This is a genomic window from Bacteroides sp. RCH18 (assembly GCF_058231005.1).
Window position 1 is genome coordinate 1,642,413 of sequence record NZ_JBIPTC010000001.1, and the last position, 21,736, is coordinate 1,664,148.

The 21,736-nt window shown below is 44.9% G+C and carries 15 protein-coding genes; 11 read left to right on the plus strand and 4 right to left on the minus strand.

Annotated features, from left to right (window positions below; translation table 11 throughout):
* Nucleotides 1–3: 3 nt before the first annotated feature.
* Nucleotides 4–3,198, minus strand: coding sequence for a SusC/RagA family TonB-linked outer membrane protein (locus ACHLI0_RS06680; protein ID WP_490748709.1), 3,195 nt, complete (start codon nucleotides 3,196–3,198; stop codon nucleotides 4–6).
* 248 nt (nucleotides 3,199–3,446) lie between these two features.
* Between ACHLI0_RS06680 and ACHLI0_RS06685 the strand changes: the two genes are divergently transcribed.
* The 7 genes from ACHLI0_RS06685 to ACHLI0_RS06715 all read left to right on the plus strand — a co-directional run bounded on the left by ACHLI0_RS06685 (nucleotide 3,447) and on the right by ACHLI0_RS06715 (nucleotide 10,727).
* Nucleotides 3,447–4,445, plus strand: coding sequence for a GNAT family N-acetyltransferase (locus ACHLI0_RS06685; RefSeq protein WP_055221920.1), 999 nt, complete (start codon nucleotides 3,447–3,449; stop codon nucleotides 4,443–4,445).
* A gap of 173 nt (nucleotides 4,446–4,618) precedes the next feature.
* Nucleotides 4,619–5,023, plus strand: a complete 405-nt coding sequence (mce, locus tag ACHLI0_RS06690) for a methylmalonyl-CoA epimerase (protein ID WP_004311398.1) — start codon at nucleotides 4,619–4,621, stop codon at nucleotides 5,021–5,023.
* A 29-nt stretch (nucleotides 5,024–5,052) separates the two neighbouring features.
* On the plus strand, nucleotides 5,053–6,606 hold the full coding sequence (locus tag ACHLI0_RS06695) for an acyl-CoA carboxylase subunit beta (RefSeq protein WP_008763364.1): 1,554 nt from the start codon (nucleotides 5,053–5,055) through the stop codon (nucleotides 6,604–6,606).
* Nucleotides 6,607–6,637: 31 nt separating this feature from the next.
* A complete protein-coding gene (locus tag ACHLI0_RS06700; RefSeq protein ID WP_008767844.1) occupies nucleotides 6,638–7,558 on the plus strand; it encodes an OadG family transporter subunit in 921 nt (306 codons plus the stop codon).
* A 24-nt stretch (nucleotides 7,559–7,582) separates the two neighbouring features.
* Entirely contained in the window at nucleotides 7,583–8,017 is a 435-nt protein-coding gene (locus ACHLI0_RS06705; RefSeq protein ID WP_048695632.1) for a biotin/lipoyl-containing protein, read from the plus strand.
* 1 nt (nucleotide 8,018) lies between these two features.
* Nucleotides 8,019–9,179 (plus strand): sodium ion-translocating decarboxylase subunit beta, encoded by a 1,161-nt coding sequence (locus ACHLI0_RS06710; RefSeq protein ID WP_490748712.1) that lies wholly within the window; start codon nucleotides 8,019–8,021, stop codon nucleotides 9,177–9,179.
* Nucleotides 9,180–9,392: 213 nt separating this feature from the next.
* The gene (locus ACHLI0_RS06715; RefSeq protein ID WP_055221918.1) at nucleotides 9,393–10,727 is read left to right on the plus strand and encodes a tetratricopeptide repeat protein; all 1,335 of its coding nucleotides are present in this window, start codon (nucleotides 9,393–9,395) and stop codon (nucleotides 10,725–10,727) included.
* 79 nt (nucleotides 10,728–10,806) lie between these two features.
* Here the strand turns inward: ACHLI0_RS06715 and ACHLI0_RS06720 are convergent, their stop codons facing one another.
* The gene (locus ACHLI0_RS06720) at nucleotides 10,807–11,811 is read right to left on the minus strand and encodes a class II fructose-bisphosphate aldolase (protein ID WP_490748713.1); all 1,005 of its coding nucleotides are present in this window, start codon (nucleotides 11,809–11,811) and stop codon (nucleotides 10,807–10,809) included.
* Between the two features lie 401 nt (nucleotides 11,812–12,212).
* Here ACHLI0_RS06720 and ACHLI0_RS06725 point away from each other — a divergent pair, with 401 nt between their 5' ends.
* The 4 genes from ACHLI0_RS06725 to ACHLI0_RS06740 all read left to right on the plus strand — a co-directional run bounded on the left by ACHLI0_RS06725 (nucleotide 12,213) and on the right by ACHLI0_RS06740 (nucleotide 18,538).
* Nucleotides 12,213–12,467, plus strand: coding sequence for a type B 50S ribosomal protein L31 (locus ACHLI0_RS06725; protein WP_005678397.1), 255 nt, complete (start codon nucleotides 12,213–12,215; stop codon nucleotides 12,465–12,467).
* A 645-nt stretch (nucleotides 12,468–13,112) separates the two neighbouring features.
* Entirely contained in the window at nucleotides 13,113–14,165 is a 1,053-nt protein-coding gene (locus tag ACHLI0_RS06730) for an efflux RND transporter periplasmic adaptor subunit (protein WP_234120691.1), read from the plus strand.
* Entirely contained in the window at nucleotides 14,162–17,200 is a 3,039-nt protein-coding gene (locus ACHLI0_RS06735; RefSeq protein ID WP_490748714.1) for an efflux RND transporter permease subunit, read from the plus strand. The genes ACHLI0_RS06730 and ACHLI0_RS06735 overlap by 4 nt, the downstream gene beginning before the upstream one ends.
* A gap of 66 nt (nucleotides 17,201–17,266) precedes the next feature.
* Nucleotides 17,267–18,538, plus strand: a complete 1,272-nt coding sequence (locus ACHLI0_RS06740; protein WP_032813712.1) for a TolC family protein — start codon at nucleotides 17,267–17,269, stop codon at nucleotides 18,536–18,538.
* 115 nt (nucleotides 18,539–18,653) lie between these two features.
* Here the strand turns inward: ACHLI0_RS06740 and ACHLI0_RS06745 are convergent, their stop codons facing one another.
* Nucleotides 18,654–19,889, minus strand: a complete 1,236-nt coding sequence (locus ACHLI0_RS06745) for a sodium ion-translocating decarboxylase subunit beta (RefSeq protein ID WP_008763355.1) — start codon at nucleotides 19,887–19,889, stop codon at nucleotides 18,654–18,656.
* Entirely contained in the window at nucleotides 19,889–21,718 is a 1,830-nt protein-coding gene (locus ACHLI0_RS06750) for a biotin/lipoyl-containing protein (RefSeq protein WP_008767838.1), read from the minus strand. Before ACHLI0_RS06750 ends, ACHLI0_RS06745 begins: the two co-directional genes overlap by 1 nt.
* Between the last annotated feature and the right edge of the window lie 18 nt (nucleotides 21,719–21,736).

The following is a 21,736-nucleotide window of genomic DNA, read 5'->3' on the forward strand; positions in this document are numbered from 1 at the left end:
TTTTTAGAAAGTTAAATTAAGACCAAATATGCAATCACGAGACAATGGGAAGTTGATGCTTCCGTTCATTTCCGGATCGTAATTCTTCACATATTTGTTTGGCGAATAAGTAAACAGGTTGGTCATTGTCGCATAAACTCTCAGATTGCTGATACCAAAACGTTTTGTAAGTTTACCGGGTAACGTATAACCCAATGTTACGTTTTTAAGTTTAAAGAATGATCCATCCACATAATACATCGAATCATATCCTTCATAAGCACTTCTATCCTTGGATTTATCGATAGCATAGAACAAGACATTCTGATCTGCTTCGATCGTCTTGTCATAGTAAGTAAAATAAGTAGGAATATTGTAATCCGGGTTAGGCGAATATTTACCTATCACACTACCATAGTTCATCATTTGCCCCCAACGTGCATAAAGGAAGACAGACAAATCAAAATCTTTGTATCTGAAATTATTCTTAAAGCCCAATGTCCAGTCCGGAGTATTACGACCTATTACCTGACGATCATAATCCGCACGTACACCATAAGGATTTTCTGCCGTAATATCAACGCGCTCTCCTTCAGGATTCATATAATAGTAACCATTTCCGTCCTTCTTCACACTAGGTAAATCCAGCTTAATATCGCCCGGTTCGCATCCGAACAAAGCAGCAGTTTCCTTTTCGCTATATTGCCAGATACCCAAGACTTTATATCTATAGAAAGAACCGACTCCTTCGCCGACTTTGAACACCATATCACCCTTTTTTGCATTGAACATCATATCCTGCCCTTCGATCAAAGATTTAATTTTTTCTTTGTTGGCGGTAAATGTCACTGTTGAGCTCCAGGTAAAATCTTTCTTCACAATATTACGGGTATTAAGAGCAAGTTCAATACCTCGATTTTCTGTTTCAGCAGCATTCTTGTTCATTTTATAACTTGTGCTACCTGTGTAATTACCCATAATAGATGTCGGCAATGCCTGCGAAAGAATTACATCCGTTGTTTTTGTCCGATACAAATCCACCGTCAGATCAATACGATTATTGAGGAAGCTGGCGTCAATACCAATATTCAAGTCATGAGTCTTTTCCCATGTCAGATTACGGTTAGTGATATACTCCGTAAACTTGGCTGACGGAACAGTCATTCCTCCCAAAGAAGTTGTCACATTTTCCAAAGATGCCATAGAACTGTATTCAGCAATACCGGCAGTAGTTCCGGCAACACCATAGCCTACACGCAGTTTCAAGTTATCCAACCAGCTTTTTGTACCAGCCATAAATGCTTCATCCGAGATTCTCCAGCCTACAGAAACTGCCGGGAATAAATTCCATCTATTGTCTTTCGACAAACGGGAATCCGCTTCATAACGACTGGAAGCAGAGAACAGGTATTTACCTTTGTATGAGTAGTTGACACGACCGATAAAGCCCATCCCTTTCGACATCAGATATTTACTGTTCAGTTTCTTATTATCAGCATTCTGCAATGCATACCACAACATATCATTGGTCGCCGGGTTTTCACCATATACATAATATTCTTCACTCTGATTGTAATTCCAGGAAGTAACCCCTGTAACCGTCAGGTCATGATCCTTATTAAATGTATTGTGATAAGTTACTATGTTTTCCCATTTGTAATTATATCCCGTCTTATTGGTAGCTTCGCCATATGCCACCGTACTGCCTTTCAACACATTATAGGAGCCTTCTCCCATAAATTTACCGGCACGAGATTGAGAATAACTGCCTCCAAGCTGTGACTTGACAGACAATCCTTTTACCGGTTTCCACTCCAGATAAGCGTCAACATAAGCCCTTCCTGCTTTAGTATTGTTCTTATATACCCCATCCTGTTCGTCTGCTAACGGATTCGGGTCTGATGATGAACCGGGAATCGGAAATTCCGTAATAGAGCCATCTTCATTATAAGGAACACCCAATGGGGTAGCAAACAACGCTCTTTCTAAAACGGCATTACGTGAATTCTTGTTGGAGAAAGATGCCTGAACATTAATACCGGCATTAATCCATTTATTGATTTCCTGATCTATACGGACACGGGTAGAGTACACTTTATAGTCATCATTCTCATACATACTCTTCTCATCAGTATAGTTCAACGAGAAATAAGCTTTCGTCTTCTCAGTACCTCCGGCAACGGAAATACTATAGTTCTGCTTCAAGCCTGAATGTAATACTTCATCTCCCCAATTCACCCATTGGTTGTTTTTGATGGCGTCGTATCTTTCACCAAAAATTTCCTCCTCATTGGTAGTACCGACAGGCTTATAAGAATCTTTTATATAATTAATGTATGAGTCACCCGTACGCATCTTAGGAACTTTAGCGCCTAAAGTCGTTCCGGCATAAGCATTAAAATTGATGACCGGTTTTCCACTCTTGGATCCTTTCGTAGTCACGATAATAACACCATTCGCACCACTTGAACCGTAGATAGCCGTAGAAGATGCATCTTTCAGTACTTCGATAGATTCAATATCATTGGGATTCAAGGTAGCAATATCACCCGGCATACCATCGATAATATAAGTCGGCTTAAATGCATCTGAAGAAATATTACCATCCTCATCCAACTGCAAAGAGCGGGTACCACGCAACTGAACTGTCGGTGACGAACCTGCCTGACCTGAAGAATTAGTGATATCCAGACCTGCAATTTTACCTTGCAGCGCATCCATCGGATTCACGCCCGGATTCATGGTGATATCCTCTGATTTCACAGAAGCAACCGCACCTGTCAAATCACGTTTCTTTACCGTACCGTAACCGATGACCACCACCTCATCCAGAGCCTGTGTATCCGGAACCATTTTTATATTTAGCGGGGCATTTCCGCTCACCGTGATAGCCTGTTCTTTATATCCGATATAAGAAATAACCAGTTCTTTACTTCCGGCCGGGAGATTAATGGAGAACTTACCGTCAAAATCAGTTATCGTACCTGTACTTGTACCTTTCACCACAATAGAAACACCGATCAACGGTTCTCCATTTTCATCTAAAACAGTTCCTTTCACTGTCTTTGTCTGCATGACGGCTTGCACAGTAATATCATTCACACCATTTTCTGCATAAACAGATATGGCAGAAGGGGCACACAATAAAGTCAGCCCTAAAATCATGGAAACGCGTCTATGCTGTGCCTTCCACGCTTCAACAAATGCATTCTCTCTCATTCGTTTTAATTTAAAGTTAATATTAATTTTCCTTTGTTTAGTAAAATACAATTAGCACAATCTTTTACATAGACGTTTCCATTTTACTTCTGTACTCACAAAGGACGACAATAATACAAAAATTCGCTTTTCCAAGCCTTTTTTTCCTCAAATATATGCAGAGGATAAAAAGACAAATTTTAGGCTAAGCCAACAAATTCTCTTTTTTATTGTTGAATGAAGAATAAAAAGTGTAAATTTGTATTTGGATGCCACTTAAACTAACAACATATTATCGCGGAAAAGACATTCCCGATTTACCGGGAACCAATACTTTTCATTCCAAGGAGTTGTTTCAGATCTATGAATCGACTCCGGGATATACCCCGCTACTGATAGTGGCAACAGAAGAAGGCCGACCTGTGGCACGCCTGCTTGCCGCCATACGCAAGACCAAAAAGTGGCTTCCCTCCTCTCTTGTCAAACAATGTGTAGTATATGGTGCAGGTGAATTTCTGGACACTTCTCTACCGGCAAGTAAAGAGAAGGAAGAAGAAATTTTCGGTGAAATGCTGGAACATCTCACGCAGGAAGCATCACGCACCTGCATTCTTATTGAATTCCGCAATCTGGATAATTCCATGTTCGGTTACCGTTTCTTCCGGAAGAACGACTTTTTTCCGGTCAACTGGCTACGTGTCCGTAACTCTCTGCATAGTACGCAGAAAGCGGAAGACCGTTTCAGCCCGTCACGTATCCGTCAGATCCGGAAAGGACTCAAAAACGGAGCCAAAGTAGTAGAAGCCCATACGGTGGAAGAGATTAAGGAATTCTCGCGAATGCTGCACAAAGTTTATTCTTCACGAATACGGAGATATTTCCCTGCCAATGACTTTTTCCGCCACATGAACAGCATGCTTATCAGAGGAAAACAGGCCAAAATATTCATCGTAAAATACAAGGAAAAGATCATCGGCGGCTCCGTCTGCATCTATTCCGGCGAAGATGCTTTTATCTGGTTTTCAGGAGGAATGCGAAAGACGTATGCACTGCAGTCACCCGGCATACTGGCAGTATGGAAAGCACTTGAAGATGCCCATGAACGGGGATTCCGTCACATGGAGTTCATGGATGTAGGACTTCCCTTCCGCAAACATGGTTACCGTGATTTCGTACTCCGCTTCGGAGGCAAACAAAGCAGTACCCGCCGCTGGTTCCGTATCAGCTGGCCATGGCTGAATAATCTTCTGGTCAAGTTTTATGTCTAAATGTAATCTCAAGATTACAAAACCCGTCTTTACCACCCATCCGGAGCATTTTTTATGCTTTATTCCCCAATAATTAAATGCAGAAATATTTCTTTATTAGACAAGAAATGTCTTTCTTTGTGCTGTTTTATGCCATATAAGCACATAATTAAACCATATAAAAAAATATAGTTATGAAGATTTCACACATTGAGCATCTGGGCATTGCTGTAAAAAGCATCGAAGAAGCCCTTCCTTACTACGAAAACGTATTGGGTCTGAAATGTTACAACATCGAAACAGTAGAAGATCAAAAAGTAAGAACCGCTTTTTTAAAGGTAGGTGAAACAAAAATCGAATTGTTGGAGCCGACTTGCCCCGAAAGCACCATTGCTAAATTTATTGAAAACAAAGGTGCAGGTGTTCATCACGTAGCATTTGCCGTAGAAGATGGCGTAGCTAATGCCTTGGCAGAAGCAGAAGGCAAAGAAATCCGTCTGATTGACAAGGCTCCCCGCAAAGGTGCCGAAGGTCTGAACATCGCTTTCCTTCACCCGAAATCAACACTGGGTGTGCTGACAGAACTCTGCGAACACTAATCATAAACTCTAAAAAACAACAAGAACTCATGAGTAATCAACTTGAAAAAATTAAAGAGCTTATTGAACGCCGTGCCGTTGCACGCATCGGAGGCGGTGAAAAAGCAATTGCGAAGCAACATGAAAAAGGGAAATACACAGCGCGTGAGCGTATAGCCATGCTGTTGGATGAAGGTAGCTTCGAAGAAATGGACATGTTCGTTGAGCACAGATGCACGAACTTCGGCATGGAGAAAAAGCACTATCCGGGTGATGGTGTAGTAACCGGTTGCGGTACTATCGAAGGTCGTCTCGTATATCTTTTTGCACAGGACTTTACCGTTACTGCAGGTTCACTGTCGGAAACAATGTCACTGAAGATCTGTAAGATTATGGATCAGGCAATGAAGATGGGTGCTCCTTGTATCGGTATCAATGACTCGGGTGGTGCACGTATCCAGGAAGGTATTAACGCTTTGGCAGGTTACGCAGAAATCTTCCAGCGCAATATCCTCGCTTCGGGTGTCATTCCGCAGATTTCCGGTATCTTCGGTCCTTGTGCCGGCGGTGCTGTTTATTCTCCGGCGCTGACTGACTTCACACTGATGATGGAAGGTACTTCTTATATGTTCCTTACAGGTCCGAAAGTAGTGAAGACTGTAACCGGTGAAGACGTAAGCCAGGAAAACCTCGGCGGAGCAAGCGTTCACTCTACCAAATCGGGTGTTACTCATTTCACCGCCAAAACAGAAGAAGAAGGTCTGGCATTGATCCGCACACTTCTGAGCTATATTCCTCAAAACAACCTCGAAGAAGCTCCATACGTGGATTGCACAGATCCGATCGACCGTCTGGAAGATTCTCTGAACGATATTATCCCCGACAGCCCCAACAAACCGTATGATATGTACGAGGTTATCAGCGCTATCGTGGACAACGGCGAATTCCTGGAAATCCAGAAAGACTATGCCAAGAATATCATTATCGGTTTTGCCCGTTTCAACGGTCAGTCGGTAGGTATTGTAGCCAATCAGCCTAAATTCCTTGCCGGTGTACTCGACAGCAACGCATCTCGTAAAGGCGCACGTTTCGTTCGTTTCTGCGATGCTTTCAATATCCCTATCGTGTCGTTGGTAGACGTACCGGGATTCCTTCCGGGAACAGGCCAGGAATACAATGGCGTTATCCTTCATGGTGCCAAACTGCTATATGCTTACGGTGAAGCTACTGTACCTAAAGTAACAATCACATTGCGTAAATCTTACGGTGGTTCTCACATCGTGATGAGTTGTAAACAACTTCGTGGTGACATGAACTATGCTTGGCCAACAGCTGAAATCGCTGTAATGGGTGGTGCAGGTGCAGTAGAAGTATTGTATGCGCGTGAAGCCAAAGACCAGGAAAATCCGGCTCAGTTCCTTGCCGAAAAAGAAGCAGAATATACAAAACTGTTTGCCAATCCTTATAATGCAGCTAAATATGGTTACATCGATGACGTCATCGAACCGCGTAACACACGTTTCCGCGTGATCCGTGCTTTGCAACAGTTGCAGACTAAGAAACTGTCTAACCCGGCGAAGAAACATGGTAATATTCCGTTGTAATCCAACTTTTCACATTAAAACAAGAACGATTATGAACAAAACCAAAATCGGAATATTCCTTTCTCTGCTGTTGCTGATTGGATTGACTTCCTGCGGGGAGCAAAAGTCGAACAATAAGCTATTGCTGAATGAAGTCCTGATAGACAATCAAAATAACTTTCAGGATGACTACGGCTTGCACAGTGCATGGATTGAAATATTCAACAAATCATACGGTAGCGCAGACTTAGCAGCTTGTTTATTGAAAGTAAGCAGCCAGCCGGGCGATACAGTAACCTATTTTATCCCGAAAGGTGACATACTTACATTAGTAAAGCCACGCCAACATGCGTTATTTTGGGCAGATGGCGAACCTAATCGTGGTACCTTCCATACCAGCTTCAAACTGAACCCCGAAACAGCCAATTGGGTTGGTCTTTTTGATTCAGGCAGAAAGCTACTGGATCAAGTTGTCATACCAGCAGGAACTTTAGGTCCCAACCAGTCTTATGCACGCATAAGTGACGGAGCAGCAGACTGGGAAGTAAAAGGCGGAAGCAAAGACAAATACGTAACCCCGAGCACGAACAACAAAACCCTTGACAGTAATGCCAAGATGGAAAAGTTCGAAGAACATGACTCAGTCGGTATCGGTATGTCTATTTCAGCCATGAGCGTAGTATTCTGCGGATTGATTCTTCTCTTCATTGCCTTCAAGGTGGTAGGTAAAGTTGCTGTCAACTTGAGCAAACGCAATGCGATGAAGGCTAAAGGCATCGATAAAGTCGAAGCAAAAGAGCTTTCACAGGCTCCGGGTGAAGTTTATGCTGCTATTTCAATGGCATTACACGAAATGCAGGATGAGGTACACGACGTAGAAGAAACGGTGCTGACCATCACTCGTGTGAAGCGCAGTTATTCACCGTGGAGTTCGAAGATTTACACCTTGCGTGAAAATCCTAACAGAAAGTAAATCATTCCCTAAAAAGATAAAACGATGAAAGAATATAAATATAAAATCAACGGTAACTCATACAAAGTAACCATCGGAGATATTGAAGATAATATCGCTCATGTAGAAGTGAACGGTACGCATTACAAAGTAGAAATGGAGAAACAACCGAAAGCTACTCCCAAACCGGCAGTAGTACGTCCTATGCCTAACTCACCGGCTGCTCCTACCACACCGGTAGTGAAACCGGCTGCTCCTTCTACCGGCAAATCGGGTGTTAAGTCCCCACTGCCAGGCGTTATCCTTGACATCAAAGTAAATGTAGGTGATACAGTGAAGAGAGGACAGACTATCATTATATTGGAAGCCATGAAGATGGAAAACAATATCAATGCAGACAAAGACGGTAAAGTGACTGCCATCAATGTCAACAAGGGAGATTCTGTTCTTGAAGGTAATGACCTCGTAATTATTGAATAATATGGGAGATTTTATTAACTTTTTAGGAAATAACCTTGCCGATTTCTGGACCTACACGGGATTTGCCAACGCGACAGGTGGACATATTGCTATGATCATTATCGGTTTAGGCTTTATTTACTTAGCTATAGCCAAAGAGTTCGAGCCGATGTTGTTAATTCCTATCGGATTCGGTATTCTGATCGGTAATATACCTTTCAATATGGACGCCGGACTAAAAGTCGGTATATATGAAGAAGGTTCTGTATTGAACATATTGTATCAGGGAGTAACGTCCGGCTGGTATCCACCGCTCATCTTCTTAGGTATCGGTGCCATGACAGACTTCTCGGCGCTGATCTCCAATCCGAAGCTGATGCTGATCGGTGCAGCTGCCCAGTTTGGTATCTTCGGTGCATACATGATTGCATTGGAAATGGGATTTGACCCGATGCAGGCCGGTGCTATCGGTATCATCGGTGGAGCAGATGGTCCGACGGCTATCTTCCTTTCGTCAAAGTTGGCACCTAACTTAATGGGAGCCATTGCGGTATCCGCCTACTCTTATATGGCGTTAGTTCCGGTGATACAGCCGCCTATCATGCGTCTGCTCACCACCAAGCACGAACGCGTTATCCGTATGAAACCGCCACGTGCCGTTTCTCATACAGAGAAAGTGATTTTCCCGATTATCGGTCTGTTGCTGACCTGCTTCCTGGTTCCTTCCGGTCTGCCTCTGCTGGGTATGCTGTTCTTCGGTAACCTGTTGAAAGAAAGTGGTGTAACCCGTCGTCTGGCTAACACAGCCAGCGGTCCGCTGATTGACGTTATCACTATCCTGTTAGGTTTGACAGTAGGTGCCTCTACTCAGGCTTCCGAGTTCCTGACACTTGACTCCATCAAGATCTTCGCCCTCGGTGCACTGTCATTTATCATTGCTACCGCATCAGGTGTGATCTTCGTTAAGATCTTCAACCTCTTCCTCAAGAAGGGCAATAAGATCAATCCGTTGATCGGTAATGCAGGTGTATCTGCCGTTCCCGACTCTGCACGTATCTCACAAGTTGTCGGTCTGGAATATGATCCTACCAACTACTTGCTGATGCACGCTATGGGTCCGAACGTAGCAGGTGTAATCGGTTCAGCTGTTGCTGCCGGTATCCTGTTAGGATTCTTAATGTAGGGACAAGGTACCTCTGCCAGACTTCCATTCGGAATGCCGGGACAAAATATTAGGTGCGGATATTGCTGTTTTAGATGCAATATCCGCACTTATCATTATGTTATCTTCTCTTATCATTCCGTTAATCTATTCCAAAAAGGCTACGAATAATTCGTAAATACGATATTTTTTAGCATCTTGCGTTTTTGTTACGACACACTAAAATAAATATTTATGAAACGGATGATTCTCCTCGCCTTCCTTTGTACCACCACCCTGGTGATGGCGCAACGCATCAATCATGTTCAGGAAGCAATAGCAAACTACGATTACGAAGCAGCTCTCACTCTCATTGCCAAAGAAAAGCCGACGATCCCCCTACTCTTGCAAAAAGGTAAAGCACAACGGGGACTTGGGATGAACACAGAAGCACTTTCCACTTATCAGGAAATCATAGCCAATGACACTGCCAATACCCGTGCATATATCGAAGCAGCCGAATGCTGCCGTTCATTGGCCAAATACCAACAGGCACTGAAATATTATGAACAGGCACTCGATCTGAATCCGGAAAACAAATATGTGCGTATTCAATACATCGGATTACTACTCTCCTTACAGAAGTTTCAGGATGCTTTAGGAGAAAGTAGCCTGATGACAGAGAAAGACAGTTCCGCCATCGCCTTGCATCTGCAAGCCCAAAGTTTCGAAGGTATGGGAGAACTTCTCCCCGCCACGGGGTGCTACTATAATATACAGGAGAAATACCCCGACGACTATCTTGCCGCCGCCAAACTCGCTGCACTGAACATAGCCGGTTCTTATTTCAACGAAGCAATTGAAGCCACGGAGAAATATCGACAGATTGACACCACCAACATCGCTGTCAACCGTCAGAATGCACTGGCATATTGCCTGAACAAGGACTACCCTACCGCTATCCGGCGGTATGAATACCTGGTGAGCCAAGGCGACAGTTCTTTTCATACCTGTTATTATCTGGGTATCAGCTATTATGCGGAAGAGAAATATTACGAAGCACATGACTTTCTGGAAGCCGCCCGAAAACATGATCCTGAAAATGTAAACCTGCTTTATTATCTCGGCCGTGCCTGCGCCAAGACTTCATGGAAGAAGTCAGGCGTAGAGTATCTCGAAAAAGCGCTTGATCTGACTATTCCCAAAGACAGTAATATGGTACGGCTCTATATTGGCATGACCGACTGCTACAAAATGGCACAGATGCCCAAAGAGCAGATTGAATCGATCAGAGAACGCTACCGGAAATACGATAAACAAAATCATAAGCTGCTCTATGATATGGCTTTCATTTATTTCTATTCGCTGAAAGACAAGAAAAACACCGAACGCTGTCTGGAAGCATTCTTAAAAACACGCCCGAAAGAAGATAAGGAAGAAGAAGCGAAACTAAACGAACGAGGCGAACTCGTTTTAGGCACTAAGAATTATTATAATGCTGCAGCCAACTGGCTGAAAGACATTCAAAGTAAGCAAAAGATAGAAGATTTCTTCTTGGGAGGAAATGTGCCCGCTCAAAAACCGGAATAAGCAGATAAAGGATATTACGTAAAAAAGGCTGCAACCGTCAAACGATTGCAGCCTTTCTATATAATAGGATAATCTGTGATTATTCAGCCAATTTGTTGTCTGAACCCAGCACATTAAGGATTTTGTGCTTGTACAGTTTTTCCATGTTGTCACGAGCCGGACCAAGATACTTACGTGGGTCGAATTCAGCTGGTTTTTCAGCGAAAGTCTTACGGATAGCAGCAGTCATAGCCAGACGAGAGTCTGAGTCGATGTTGATTTTGCAAACAGCAGACTTGGCAGCTTTACGCAATTCTTCTTCAGGAATACCGATAGCAGCTTTCAGAGCACCACCAAACTTGTTGATAGTTTCAACTTCTTCTTCAGGAACTGAAGATGATCCGTGAAGTACGATAGGGAATCCCGGAAGTTTTTCCATTACAGCATCCAATACTTCGAAAGCCAATGGAGGAGGAACCATACGACCGGTAGCCGGATCGATGTGGCATTGTTCCGGAGTGAACTTGTAAGCACCGTGAGAAGTACCGATAGAGATAGCCAATGAGTCGCAACCTGTACGAGTAGCGAAATCGATTACTTCTTCAGGGTCAGTATATGTGTGGTGGTCAGAAGAAACTTCATCTTCTACACCTGCCAATACACCAAGTTCACCTTCAACTGTTACGTCGAACTGATGAGCGTATTCAACCACCTTCTTAGTCAAAGCAACGTTTTCTTCGTAAGGAAGATGAGAACCGTCGATCATAACTGATGAGAAACCTGAATCGATGCAAGATTTGCAAGTTTCAAAAGTATCTCCGTGGTCAAGGTGAAGAACGATTTCAGGATGTGCACAACCTAATTCTTTTGCGTACTCTACAGCACCCTGAGCCATGTAACGCAACAAAGTAGCGTTAGCATACTGACGAGCACCTTTAGAAACCTGAAGAATCACCGGAGATTTTGTTTCTACTGCAGCCTTGATGATAGCCTGCATCTGTTCCATATTGTTGAAGTTGAATGCTGGGATAGCGTATCCACCCTTAATAGCCTTAGTAAACATGTCTCTTGTGTTTACCAATCCTAAGTCTTTGTAATTAACCATTTTGTTTAAAGTTTATTGTTAGTGAATTAAAATTCTACGCAAAAGTAAGCATTATCCACCGAATAACGAGCATCGGAAAGAAAAATATAATAGAAAAAGGTTTAAATCGATCAGCAAATATTCATCCGCAAGCGGGTCTGACATTAGATTGTAATGTCCACCTAGCAAATAAACGGCTGAAAGGTTCTATCTAAAAACAGGTATTATACCATAAAAAGCACAAGGCTTTCTTTTCGTGCCAATCATATAATTCATAGAAATAGCATAATTCACAGAAGTTTTTTCAGCAAAGCTTTTTCTATTTCGGAGAAATGTACTATCTTTGCGCTCTGAAAATGACCATTACACTATTTCTTACCAAAATAGTAACAGAATATAAATTAAAAAAAGCAGATACTGAAATGAAAAAAGGCCTTCATCCAGAATCATACCGTCCGGTAGTATTCAAAGATATGTCAAATGGTGATATGTTTTTGTCTAAGTCAACTGTAGCAACTAAAGAAACCATCGAATTCGAAGGTGAAACTTATCCGTTGCTGAAGATTGAAATCTCTAACACTTCTCACCCGTTCTATACAGGTAAATCTACATTGGTAGATACTGCAGGTCGCGTTGATAAGTTCATGAGCCGTTACGGTGACCGTAAGAAGAAATAATTCAATCTTTCGTTAAGATGAAAAAAGAGGAGATTTCCGGTTGGAAATTTCCTCTTTTTCGTTTCATAGATAAACTAAAGGACCGCACCATTCTTCACAGAGTAGTGCGGTCCGTATATTAACTGGCTAAGGGGAACTATTACCAGATAATATAAAAATGGTATAGTTAAGGGAATATACCATACCATTATATTGTCTGATCTCCTGAAAAATGATGGTTTATTAAATAGTACTATTCAGGAGAAATACTTCCTATTATATATAATAATATTCAGCAGGCAAAAAAGACGGTCCTGCTGACCCGTTGCACTACATATTACAGTCCACGAGGGATGAGATACAGTGGGCGCATTAACGCTCCACACGGGGGACAGAACCGTATATCTAAGGAAGCCACGAGCATATTCCCACATGCTCGTAGCTTAAATTCGAGAATTAAATTCTCATATCGCATTCCGCGACTGTAATACTAGTGCGGTGCAAAAGTGGGAATAATCTCTGATAAAATCAACAGAAAAGGCATTTTTTATCTATAAACAATCATTTTCCTTTAATGTTGATACTAATTTCACATTTCTAATATACCCGTCTTTACTGAACATAGTCAAGTATCAAATTGTTTACTTCCCAAACAATGAACGACTTATGAAAAATATCTATGTGATTGCACTCGCAGCCATCCTATTTCAGGGCTGCGGGCAAAAAAAAGAGATGACGGCACCCGCCACCCGACCTGTTAAGACAACTATTGTCGAATCAAGGTCAGTAATCAGAAAAGACTTCTCCGGCATTGTAGAAGCAGTGGAGTATGTCAAACTGGCATTCCGCGTCAGCGGACAGATCATCAGCCTGCCTGTTATCGAAGGAGAGAAAGTGAAAAAGGGGCAACTGATTGCAGCTATCGATCCCAGAGATATCGCATTGCAGTACGCTGCCACCAAGTCTGCCTACGAAACAGCTTCCGCACAAGTGGAACGAAACAAGCGCCTGCTCTCCCGGCAAGCGATCTCCGTGCAGGAGTATGAAATCAGCCTTTCCAATTATCAGAAAGCGAAATCGGAGTACGAACTGTCCAGCAACAACATGCGTGACACCAAACTGACGGCTCCTTTCGACGGTTCTATCGAGAAGCGGCTGGTGGAGAACTACCAGCGTGTCAATTCAGGAGAAGGGATCGTACAACTGGTCAACACGCAGAACCTGCGTATCAAGTTCACTATACCGGATGCCTATCTTTATCTCCTCCGTACCAAAGATCCCCGTTTCCTTGTAGAGTTTGATACCTTCAAGGGCCATGTGTTCAAGGCAAGACTGGAGGAATATCTGGACATATCCACCGAAGGAACGGGTATTCCGGTCAGCATCACTATCGACGACCCTTCATTCGACCGGGACTTATATGCCGTGAAGCCCGGCTTCACTTGCAGCATCCGTTTCACAGCCGATGTAGGCCCGTTGGTGCAGGATAGCTGGACAATCATACCGCTCAGTGCTGTTTTCGGCGAAAGTGACGGAAACAACATGTATGTCTGGGTAGTCGAAGACAACAAGGTACACAAACGTAAAATCGTTGTCAATGCCCCCACAGGAGAGGCGCAAGTACTCGTGTCCGAAGGCCTGAAACCCGGAGAACAAATCGTCATAGCAGGAGTATACCAGTTGGTAGAAGGAGAAAGTATTAAATCAATAGACAAATGAATTTAGCAAAATATTCACTGGATAACACGAAGATCATCTATTTCTTCCTTGCCGTACTGCTGATTGGAGGTATTACCTCCTTCGGAAAGCTGGGTAAGAAAGAAGATGCCCCCTTCGTTATCAAATCAGCGGTCATCATGACACGCTATCCGGGAGCCGAACCGGCAGAAGTAGAACGGCTGATCACAGAGCCTATCTCCCGTGAGATACAAAGTATGAGCGGCGTGTACAAGATAAAATCAGAGTCCATGTACGGGCTCTCCAAAATCACGTTCGAACTGCAACCCTCACTTTCTGCCAGTTCCATCCCTCAGAAATGGGACGAACTGCGACGCAAAGTGCTCAATATTCAGCCGCAGCTGCCCAGCGGTGCTTCCACCCCGACCGTCTCCGATGATTTCGGCGACGTATTCGGCATTTATTATGGACTAACGGCAGATGACGGCTTCACCTATGAGGAAATGCGCAACTGGGCGGAACGGATCAAGACGCAGGTTGTCACAGCAGATGGCGTGATGAAAGTAGCGCTGTTCGGCGTACAGACGGAAGTAGTCAACATCTTCGTTTCTACCAACAAACTGGTGGGAATGGGGATCGATCCCAAACAGCTGGCCAACCTGCTGCAATCGCAGAATCAGATTATCAACACCGGAGAAATCCGTGCAGGCGTACAGCAGCTACGGGTGACAGCCAACGGAATGTATACCAACATAGACGATATCCGCAACCAGGTAATCACCACCAAAGCCGGACAGGTGAAACTGGGCGACATAGCCGTGATCGAGAAAGGTTATCTCGACCCTCCTTCCAATATCATGCACGTGAACGGGAAACGGGCTATCGGCATCGGTGTTTCCACCGACCCGCAAAGGGATGTAGTGCAGACAGGTGAGAACGTGAAAGTAAAACTGAACGAACTCCTCCCCCTCATGCCTGTGGGACTGGAACTGCAAAGTCTCTACCTCGAAAACGAGATCGCCAACGAAGCCAACAACGGATTTATCATCAACCTGATCGAATCCATCCTGATCGTGATTGTCATCATCATGCTGGTGATGGGACTCCGTGCCGGTCTGCTCATCGGCTCTTCGCTGATTTTCTCTATCGGAGGTACACTGCTCATCATGTCTTTCTTCGGCGTCGGACTCAACCGAACGTCCCTGGCAGGATTTATCATCGCCATGGGTATGCTGGTGGACAACGCCATCGTAGTGACGGACAACGCCCAAATAGCCATTGCCCGTGGTGTAAACCGACGGAAAGCCCTGATAGACGGAGCGACCGGACCACAATGGGGCTTGCTCGGAGCAACTTTCATTGCCATCTGCTCCTTCCTGCCGCTTTACCTTGCCCCCTCTTCCGTAGCGGAAATCGTAAAGCCGCTGTTTGTGGTACTTGCCATTTCATTAGGACTGAGCTGGGTACTTGCCCTGACACAGACTACCGTATTCGGAAATTTCATTCTGAAAGCCAAAACAGGCGACAGCACGAAAGATCCATACGACAAGCCGTTCTATCATAAGTTCGCTTCCGTACTCGGAGTGCTGATCCGCAAGAAAGCAGTGACACTGGTATCCATGGTGATCCTCTTCATCATCTCGCTCATTATTATGGGAACGATGCCGCAGAACTTCTTCCCGTCGCTCGATAAGCCTTATTTTCGGGCGGATGTATTCTATCCGGACGGATACAGCATCAATGACGTAGTGAAAGAGATGAAATCGGTAGAAGAGCACCTGGCGAAGCAGCCGGAAGTGAAAAAGGTATCCATCACATTCGGCAGCACCCCGCTAAGGTATTACCTTGCCTCCACTTCCGTAGGTCCGAAACCGAATTTTGCCAATGTACTCGTCGAACTGACAGACAGTAAATATACGAAAGAATACGAAGAAGATTTTGACGGATATATGAAAGCCAATTATCCGAGTGCAATCACACGGACCAGCTTGTTCAAACTGTCCCCCGCAGTGGATGCGGCTATCGAAATCGGCTTTATCGGTCCGAATGTGGATACGCTTGTATCACTTACCAATCAGGCAATAGCCATTATGCACCAGAATCCGGATTTAATTAATATCCGCAATTCGTGGGGAAACAAGATACCCGTCTGGAAACCGGTTTACAGCCCGGAACGGGCACAACCGCTGGGTGTATCCCGACAGGGAATGGCACAGAGCATTCAGATCGGTACCACGGGAATGACTTTGGGAGAATACCGGCAGGGAGATCAGGTACTTCCTATCCTATTGAAAAATAACCAGCTGGATTCATTCCGGATCAATGATCTGCGCACACTGCCCGTATTCGGGACAGGCAACGAGACGACCAGCCTGGAACAGGTAGTATCTGAATTTGACTTCCAGTACCGGTTCTCGAACGTGAAAGACTATAACCGGCAGATGGTGATGATGGCACAATGCGACCCGCGTCGCGGAACCAATGCGATTTCCGCTTTCAACCAGGTATGGTCGCAAGTACAGCAAGAGATAAAAATACCGGAAGGATATACCATGAAGTATTTCGGTGAACAGGAAAGTCAGGTGGAATCGAATGAAGCGCTGGCCAAAAACTTACCGCTGACATTCTTCCTGATGTTTGTGACGCTGCTCTTCTTGTTCAAGACGTATCGCAAGCCGACCGTCATCCTGTTAATGCTGCCGCTGATCTTCATCGGTATCGTGTTGGGACTGCTCGTACTCGGCAAGTCGTTCGACTTCTTCTCCATATTGGGTCTGCTAGGTCTGATTGGTATGAACATCAAGAACGCTATCGTACTGGTAGACCAAATCGATTTGGAAACAGCAGCAGGCAAAAAACCGCTGGACGCAGTCATCAGTGCCACGACCAGTCGCATCATTCCGGTAGCGATGGCCTCCGGAACAACGATTCTGGGTATGTTGCCGCTACTGTTCGACGCCATGTTCGGCGGAATGGCCGCCACCATCATGGGCGGACTGTTAGTAGCCTCGGCATTGACACTATTCGTCCTTCCTGTAGCCTATTGCGCCATCCACCGGATCAAAGGAGAACAATAACCATCAACTGACAATTGTCAATTGTCAACTGTCAATTGTCAACTAAAAAGATTATCCATGAAAGAAATGAAAACCCAACTCATACTATTTTCACTGTTGCTCCTTGGCTCCACAGCCTGGGCGCAACAGCCCTGCCTGAGTCAGGACGCCTACCGCGAAAAAGTGGAGGCTTACAGCCAGATATTGAAACAACAAAAACTAAAGACATTGGCCAGTTCGGAGGCGCGAAAGATAGCCCATACAGGTTTCCTGCCGAAAATCGACGTAAATGCAGACGGTACCCTGAACATGAGCGACCTTAGCGCATGGAACGAACCGGTGGGCGAATACCGCAACCATACCTACCAGGGAGTATTTGTCGTATCACAGCCACTCTACACAGGCGGTGCGCTCAATGCCCAACATCAGATAGCGAAGGCAGACGAAAAGCTGAACCAACTGAACGAGGAACTCACGTTAGACCAGATTCACTATCAAAGTGATGCTGTCTACTGGAATGCCTCCGCTTCAAAAGCCATGCTACAAGCGGCCGACAAATACCAGAGCATTGTCAAACAGCAATATGACATTATTCAGGACCGTTTCGATGACGGAATGATCAGCCGTACAGATCTTCTGATGATTTCCACCCGGCTGAAAGAAGCGGAACTGCAGTATATCAAAGCCCGCCAGAATTATACATTAGCGCTGCAACAACTGAATATTCTGATGGGAGAAGCACCGAATACTCCTGTAGACAGCCTGTACAACATCGGAATGATCTCCGCTCCTGTCCGGATACTGCCTCTGGAAGATGTTTTGCAACGACGTGCCGATTATGCCAGTACGGAAGTAAACATCATGAAGAGCCAGGCACAACGTAAAGCGGCTCTCAGCCAGTTCAATCCCCAATTAAACATGTATTTCAGCGGTGGCTGGGCAACGGCCACACCCAACTTGGGATACGACGTATCTTTCAATCCCATCGTAGGAGTCAATCTGAATATTCCCATTTTCCGCTGGGGAGCCCGTTTCAAGACGAACCGGCAGCAGAAGGCATATATCGGAATACAAAAGTTGCAACAGAGTTATATGACGGACAATATCAACGAAGAACTGTCGGCAGCTCTCACCAAACTGACGGAAACAGAATCTCAGGTGAAAACAGCGAAAGAAAACATGAGTCTGGCAAATGAGAATCTGGATCTGGCCACTTTCTCCTACAATGAAGGAAAAGCGAGCATGGTAGATGTACTTTCCGCCCAGTTGTCATGGACGCAAGCACACACCAATCTGATCAATGCTTATCTGGCAGAGAAGATGGCTGTGGCTGAATACAAGAAGGTGACCAGCGAATAGATAAAAACAAAATTAGGCACGGATGACACGGATTTCACGGTTTTAAGAGTTGAGTAACTAAAAACCGTGTTTATCCGCGTAATCCGTGCCTAATCTTTATTGGTTGTTCTTTTTATTATGCAAGGAAGGAGATCAGTACACCTGCAGCTACTGCCGAGCCGATTACCCCTGAGATGTTACTTGCCATACAATACTGCAATACATGATTCTTCGGATCGTATTTCAACGCAATCTCATTCGCCACACGGCTTGCCATCGGAACGGCACTCAGTCCGGTCGCTCCGATCAGCGGATTAATCTTCTTCTTGGAGAATAGATTCACTAACTTCACAAAGAAGATACCACCGGTAATAGAAAGAGCAAATGCAAGGAAACCACCGATGACAATACCGATTGTCGTCCAGTTCAAGAAGGCTTCAGCCGTCATGGTTGCACCTACCGAAAGTCCGAGGAAGATAGTAGCAGCATTCATGATACTGTTGGAAGCAGCGTCGAACAGACGGAAAGTATTGCTTCCGATTTCTTTCACCAGATTACCGAACATCAGCATACCGATCAAAGGTACTGCACTTGGGACGAAGAGAGCTACAATCGTAGTCACTACAATCGGGAAAATAATCTTCAGTACACGCAGATTCTTGATTTCCGTCTTCGAAGGATATTTCTTTTCCTGTTCCTTCATGTTGATGCTCAGTTCTTTCTTAGTACAGAACAGCTTCACTACCAACGGAATGATCACAGGCACCAGTGCCATATAAGAATAAGCGGCAATAGCGATCGGACCCAGCAAATGCGGAGCCAGCTTGATCGTTGTAAAGATGGCTGTCGGTCCGTCCGCACCACCGATAATACCCAGTGAAGCAGCTTCTTGCGGAGTGAATCCCATCAGGATGGCTACCAACAGAACAGTAAAGATACCTAACTGTGCAGCAGCTCCAAAGATGGAAAGATGCAGATTACGCAACATCGGTCCGAAGTCCGTCAACGCACCGACCCCCATAAAGATGATCGGAGGCAGGAAACCGGTCTTGATCAGCATATAATAGATGAAGTTCATAATTCCCAGTTCATGCGCAATGTCATGCAAAGGCATTTCCCAGATATTCTTCATCACACCGTTTATCATCACCATACCATTCTCGTCTGCCTGTATCACTCCCATATCTCCTCCGGGGAAGTTGGCAAGCAACACACCGAAAGCAATCGGAACAAGCAGCAACGGTTCGTACTGTTTCTTGATACCCAGATAAAGCAGGACGAACGCGATGGCATACATTATCAGAAACTGCGGTTCGGCAATGATATTGCTGAACGCAGTCATGTCATATAAGTTCTCAAATATCTCGTTCATTATCCTATCTTCATTAATACATCATCTTCTGAAACAGTGTCTCCCGGATTAGCGCAGATAGCAGTTATCGTACCGCTAAATTCGGCACGGATAGCGTTGTAAGTCTTCATTGCTTCCACATAACAAAGCACATCGCCCTCTTTCACCGCATCGCCAACTTTCAAGGCAGATTCCTGCGCATTCTTCACCAGGAAGAATTTACCTTCCAGCGGAGAAAGAACATCTTTGCCCTCTCCTGCCGGAGCTGCAGCTACAGGTGCAGCAAGCAGTTCGGCATCTCCGTATGCTACCGTCACACGATAAGCCTGTCCGTCCACCTGTACAGTCAGTGTTTTTGGTTTTGCATCTTCTTCCGGCGATTTATCTTTCTCTGCACGACGTTTTGCCACGTCTGCCAGGAAGTCTTCCTTCGCTTTTCCACTCTTGTAAGCCTCATACTGAGCCGGATGCATGGCATATTCGAAGAGTTCTTCGTCGTCCTCTCCCACTTCCCATTTGTTTTCCTTCATCAGCTTGCGATACTTGTCGAGTGAGTCGGGGTAATTGTCCTGCGGATTACCTTCGAAGAATTTACGTCCTTCACGTTCGGCTTTCTCGATGATTTCGGGAGCCAGTGTACCCGGCAGGCGTCCTGCTTTACCTAGCAGCATATCCCAGATATCGTCGGCAATCATTCCCCAGCGTTCCTTGCCTTTCTCCATTGCCATCACATTCATCATGGCAAGGTTCTTCACGTACTGGCTGAACGGAGTTACCAATGGAGGATAACCGACGCGGGGCCATACATACGCCACTTCGTTGAATAGCTTGATCAGCAGCTGATCCTGTGTCATAAACGGCAGGTTATGTTTGGCTTTATACTTGTTGATAGATTCCAGATTCGATTCGAGGTCAGCCATCAGACTACCCATCATACCGCCAGGAAGTCCCGGACCGATCAGCAGCGAGTTCATCAGACGGTTCTTCGGGCTGATATACAAGCCGAGGAAGTCATCCATAAATTCCTGAATCAGCGCACGCACTTTCATGTAGGCTTCCATATTGATTTCCGGTACCTGATATCCGGCATCTTTCAGCATAGCCTGTACGCTGAGAAGATCGGCGTGTCCCGTACCCCATGAAAGCGGTTCCATACCTACGTCAATGTAGTCGCAACCGGCTTCGCATACTTCGAGGATGCTTGCCATGTTGAAACCGGGACCGGCATGACTATGATACTGAATAGGAATTTCAGGATGTGCCGCTTTGATATTGGCCACGATCTTGCCCAATGAAACGGGGCGACCGATACCTGCCATGTCTTTGATGCAAATCTCGTCCGCCCCCAGCTTGATAAGTTCTAACGCCATATTGGTGTAGTACTCTACCGTGTGGATCGGCGAATGGGTGATACAGAGTGAACACTGTGAGATCATGCCTGCCTCTTTGGCATACGTGATGGAAGGAGCGATATTGCGTACGTCGTTCAATCCGCAGAATGTACGGGTGATATCTGTGCCTTGTGCTTTCTTTACTTTGTAGAACAACTTGCGGACGTCTGCCGGAACGGGGCTCATACGGAGTCCGTTCAATGCACGGTCGAGCATGTGTGTCTGTATGCCGGCTTCGTGGAACGGCTTCGTCCATTCGCGCACGGCTCTATTCGGGTTTTCACCAAACAATAAATTCACTTGTTCAAAACCTCCGCCATTTGTTTCTACGCGGGCAAAACAGCCCATTTCAATGATGGCAGGAGCTACCTTTACGAGTTGGTCTACACGAGGTACATATTTTCCGGCAGATTGCCACATATCTCGGAAAACCAGACTAAACTTAACTTCTCTTTTCATGTTTTTCTATGATATACT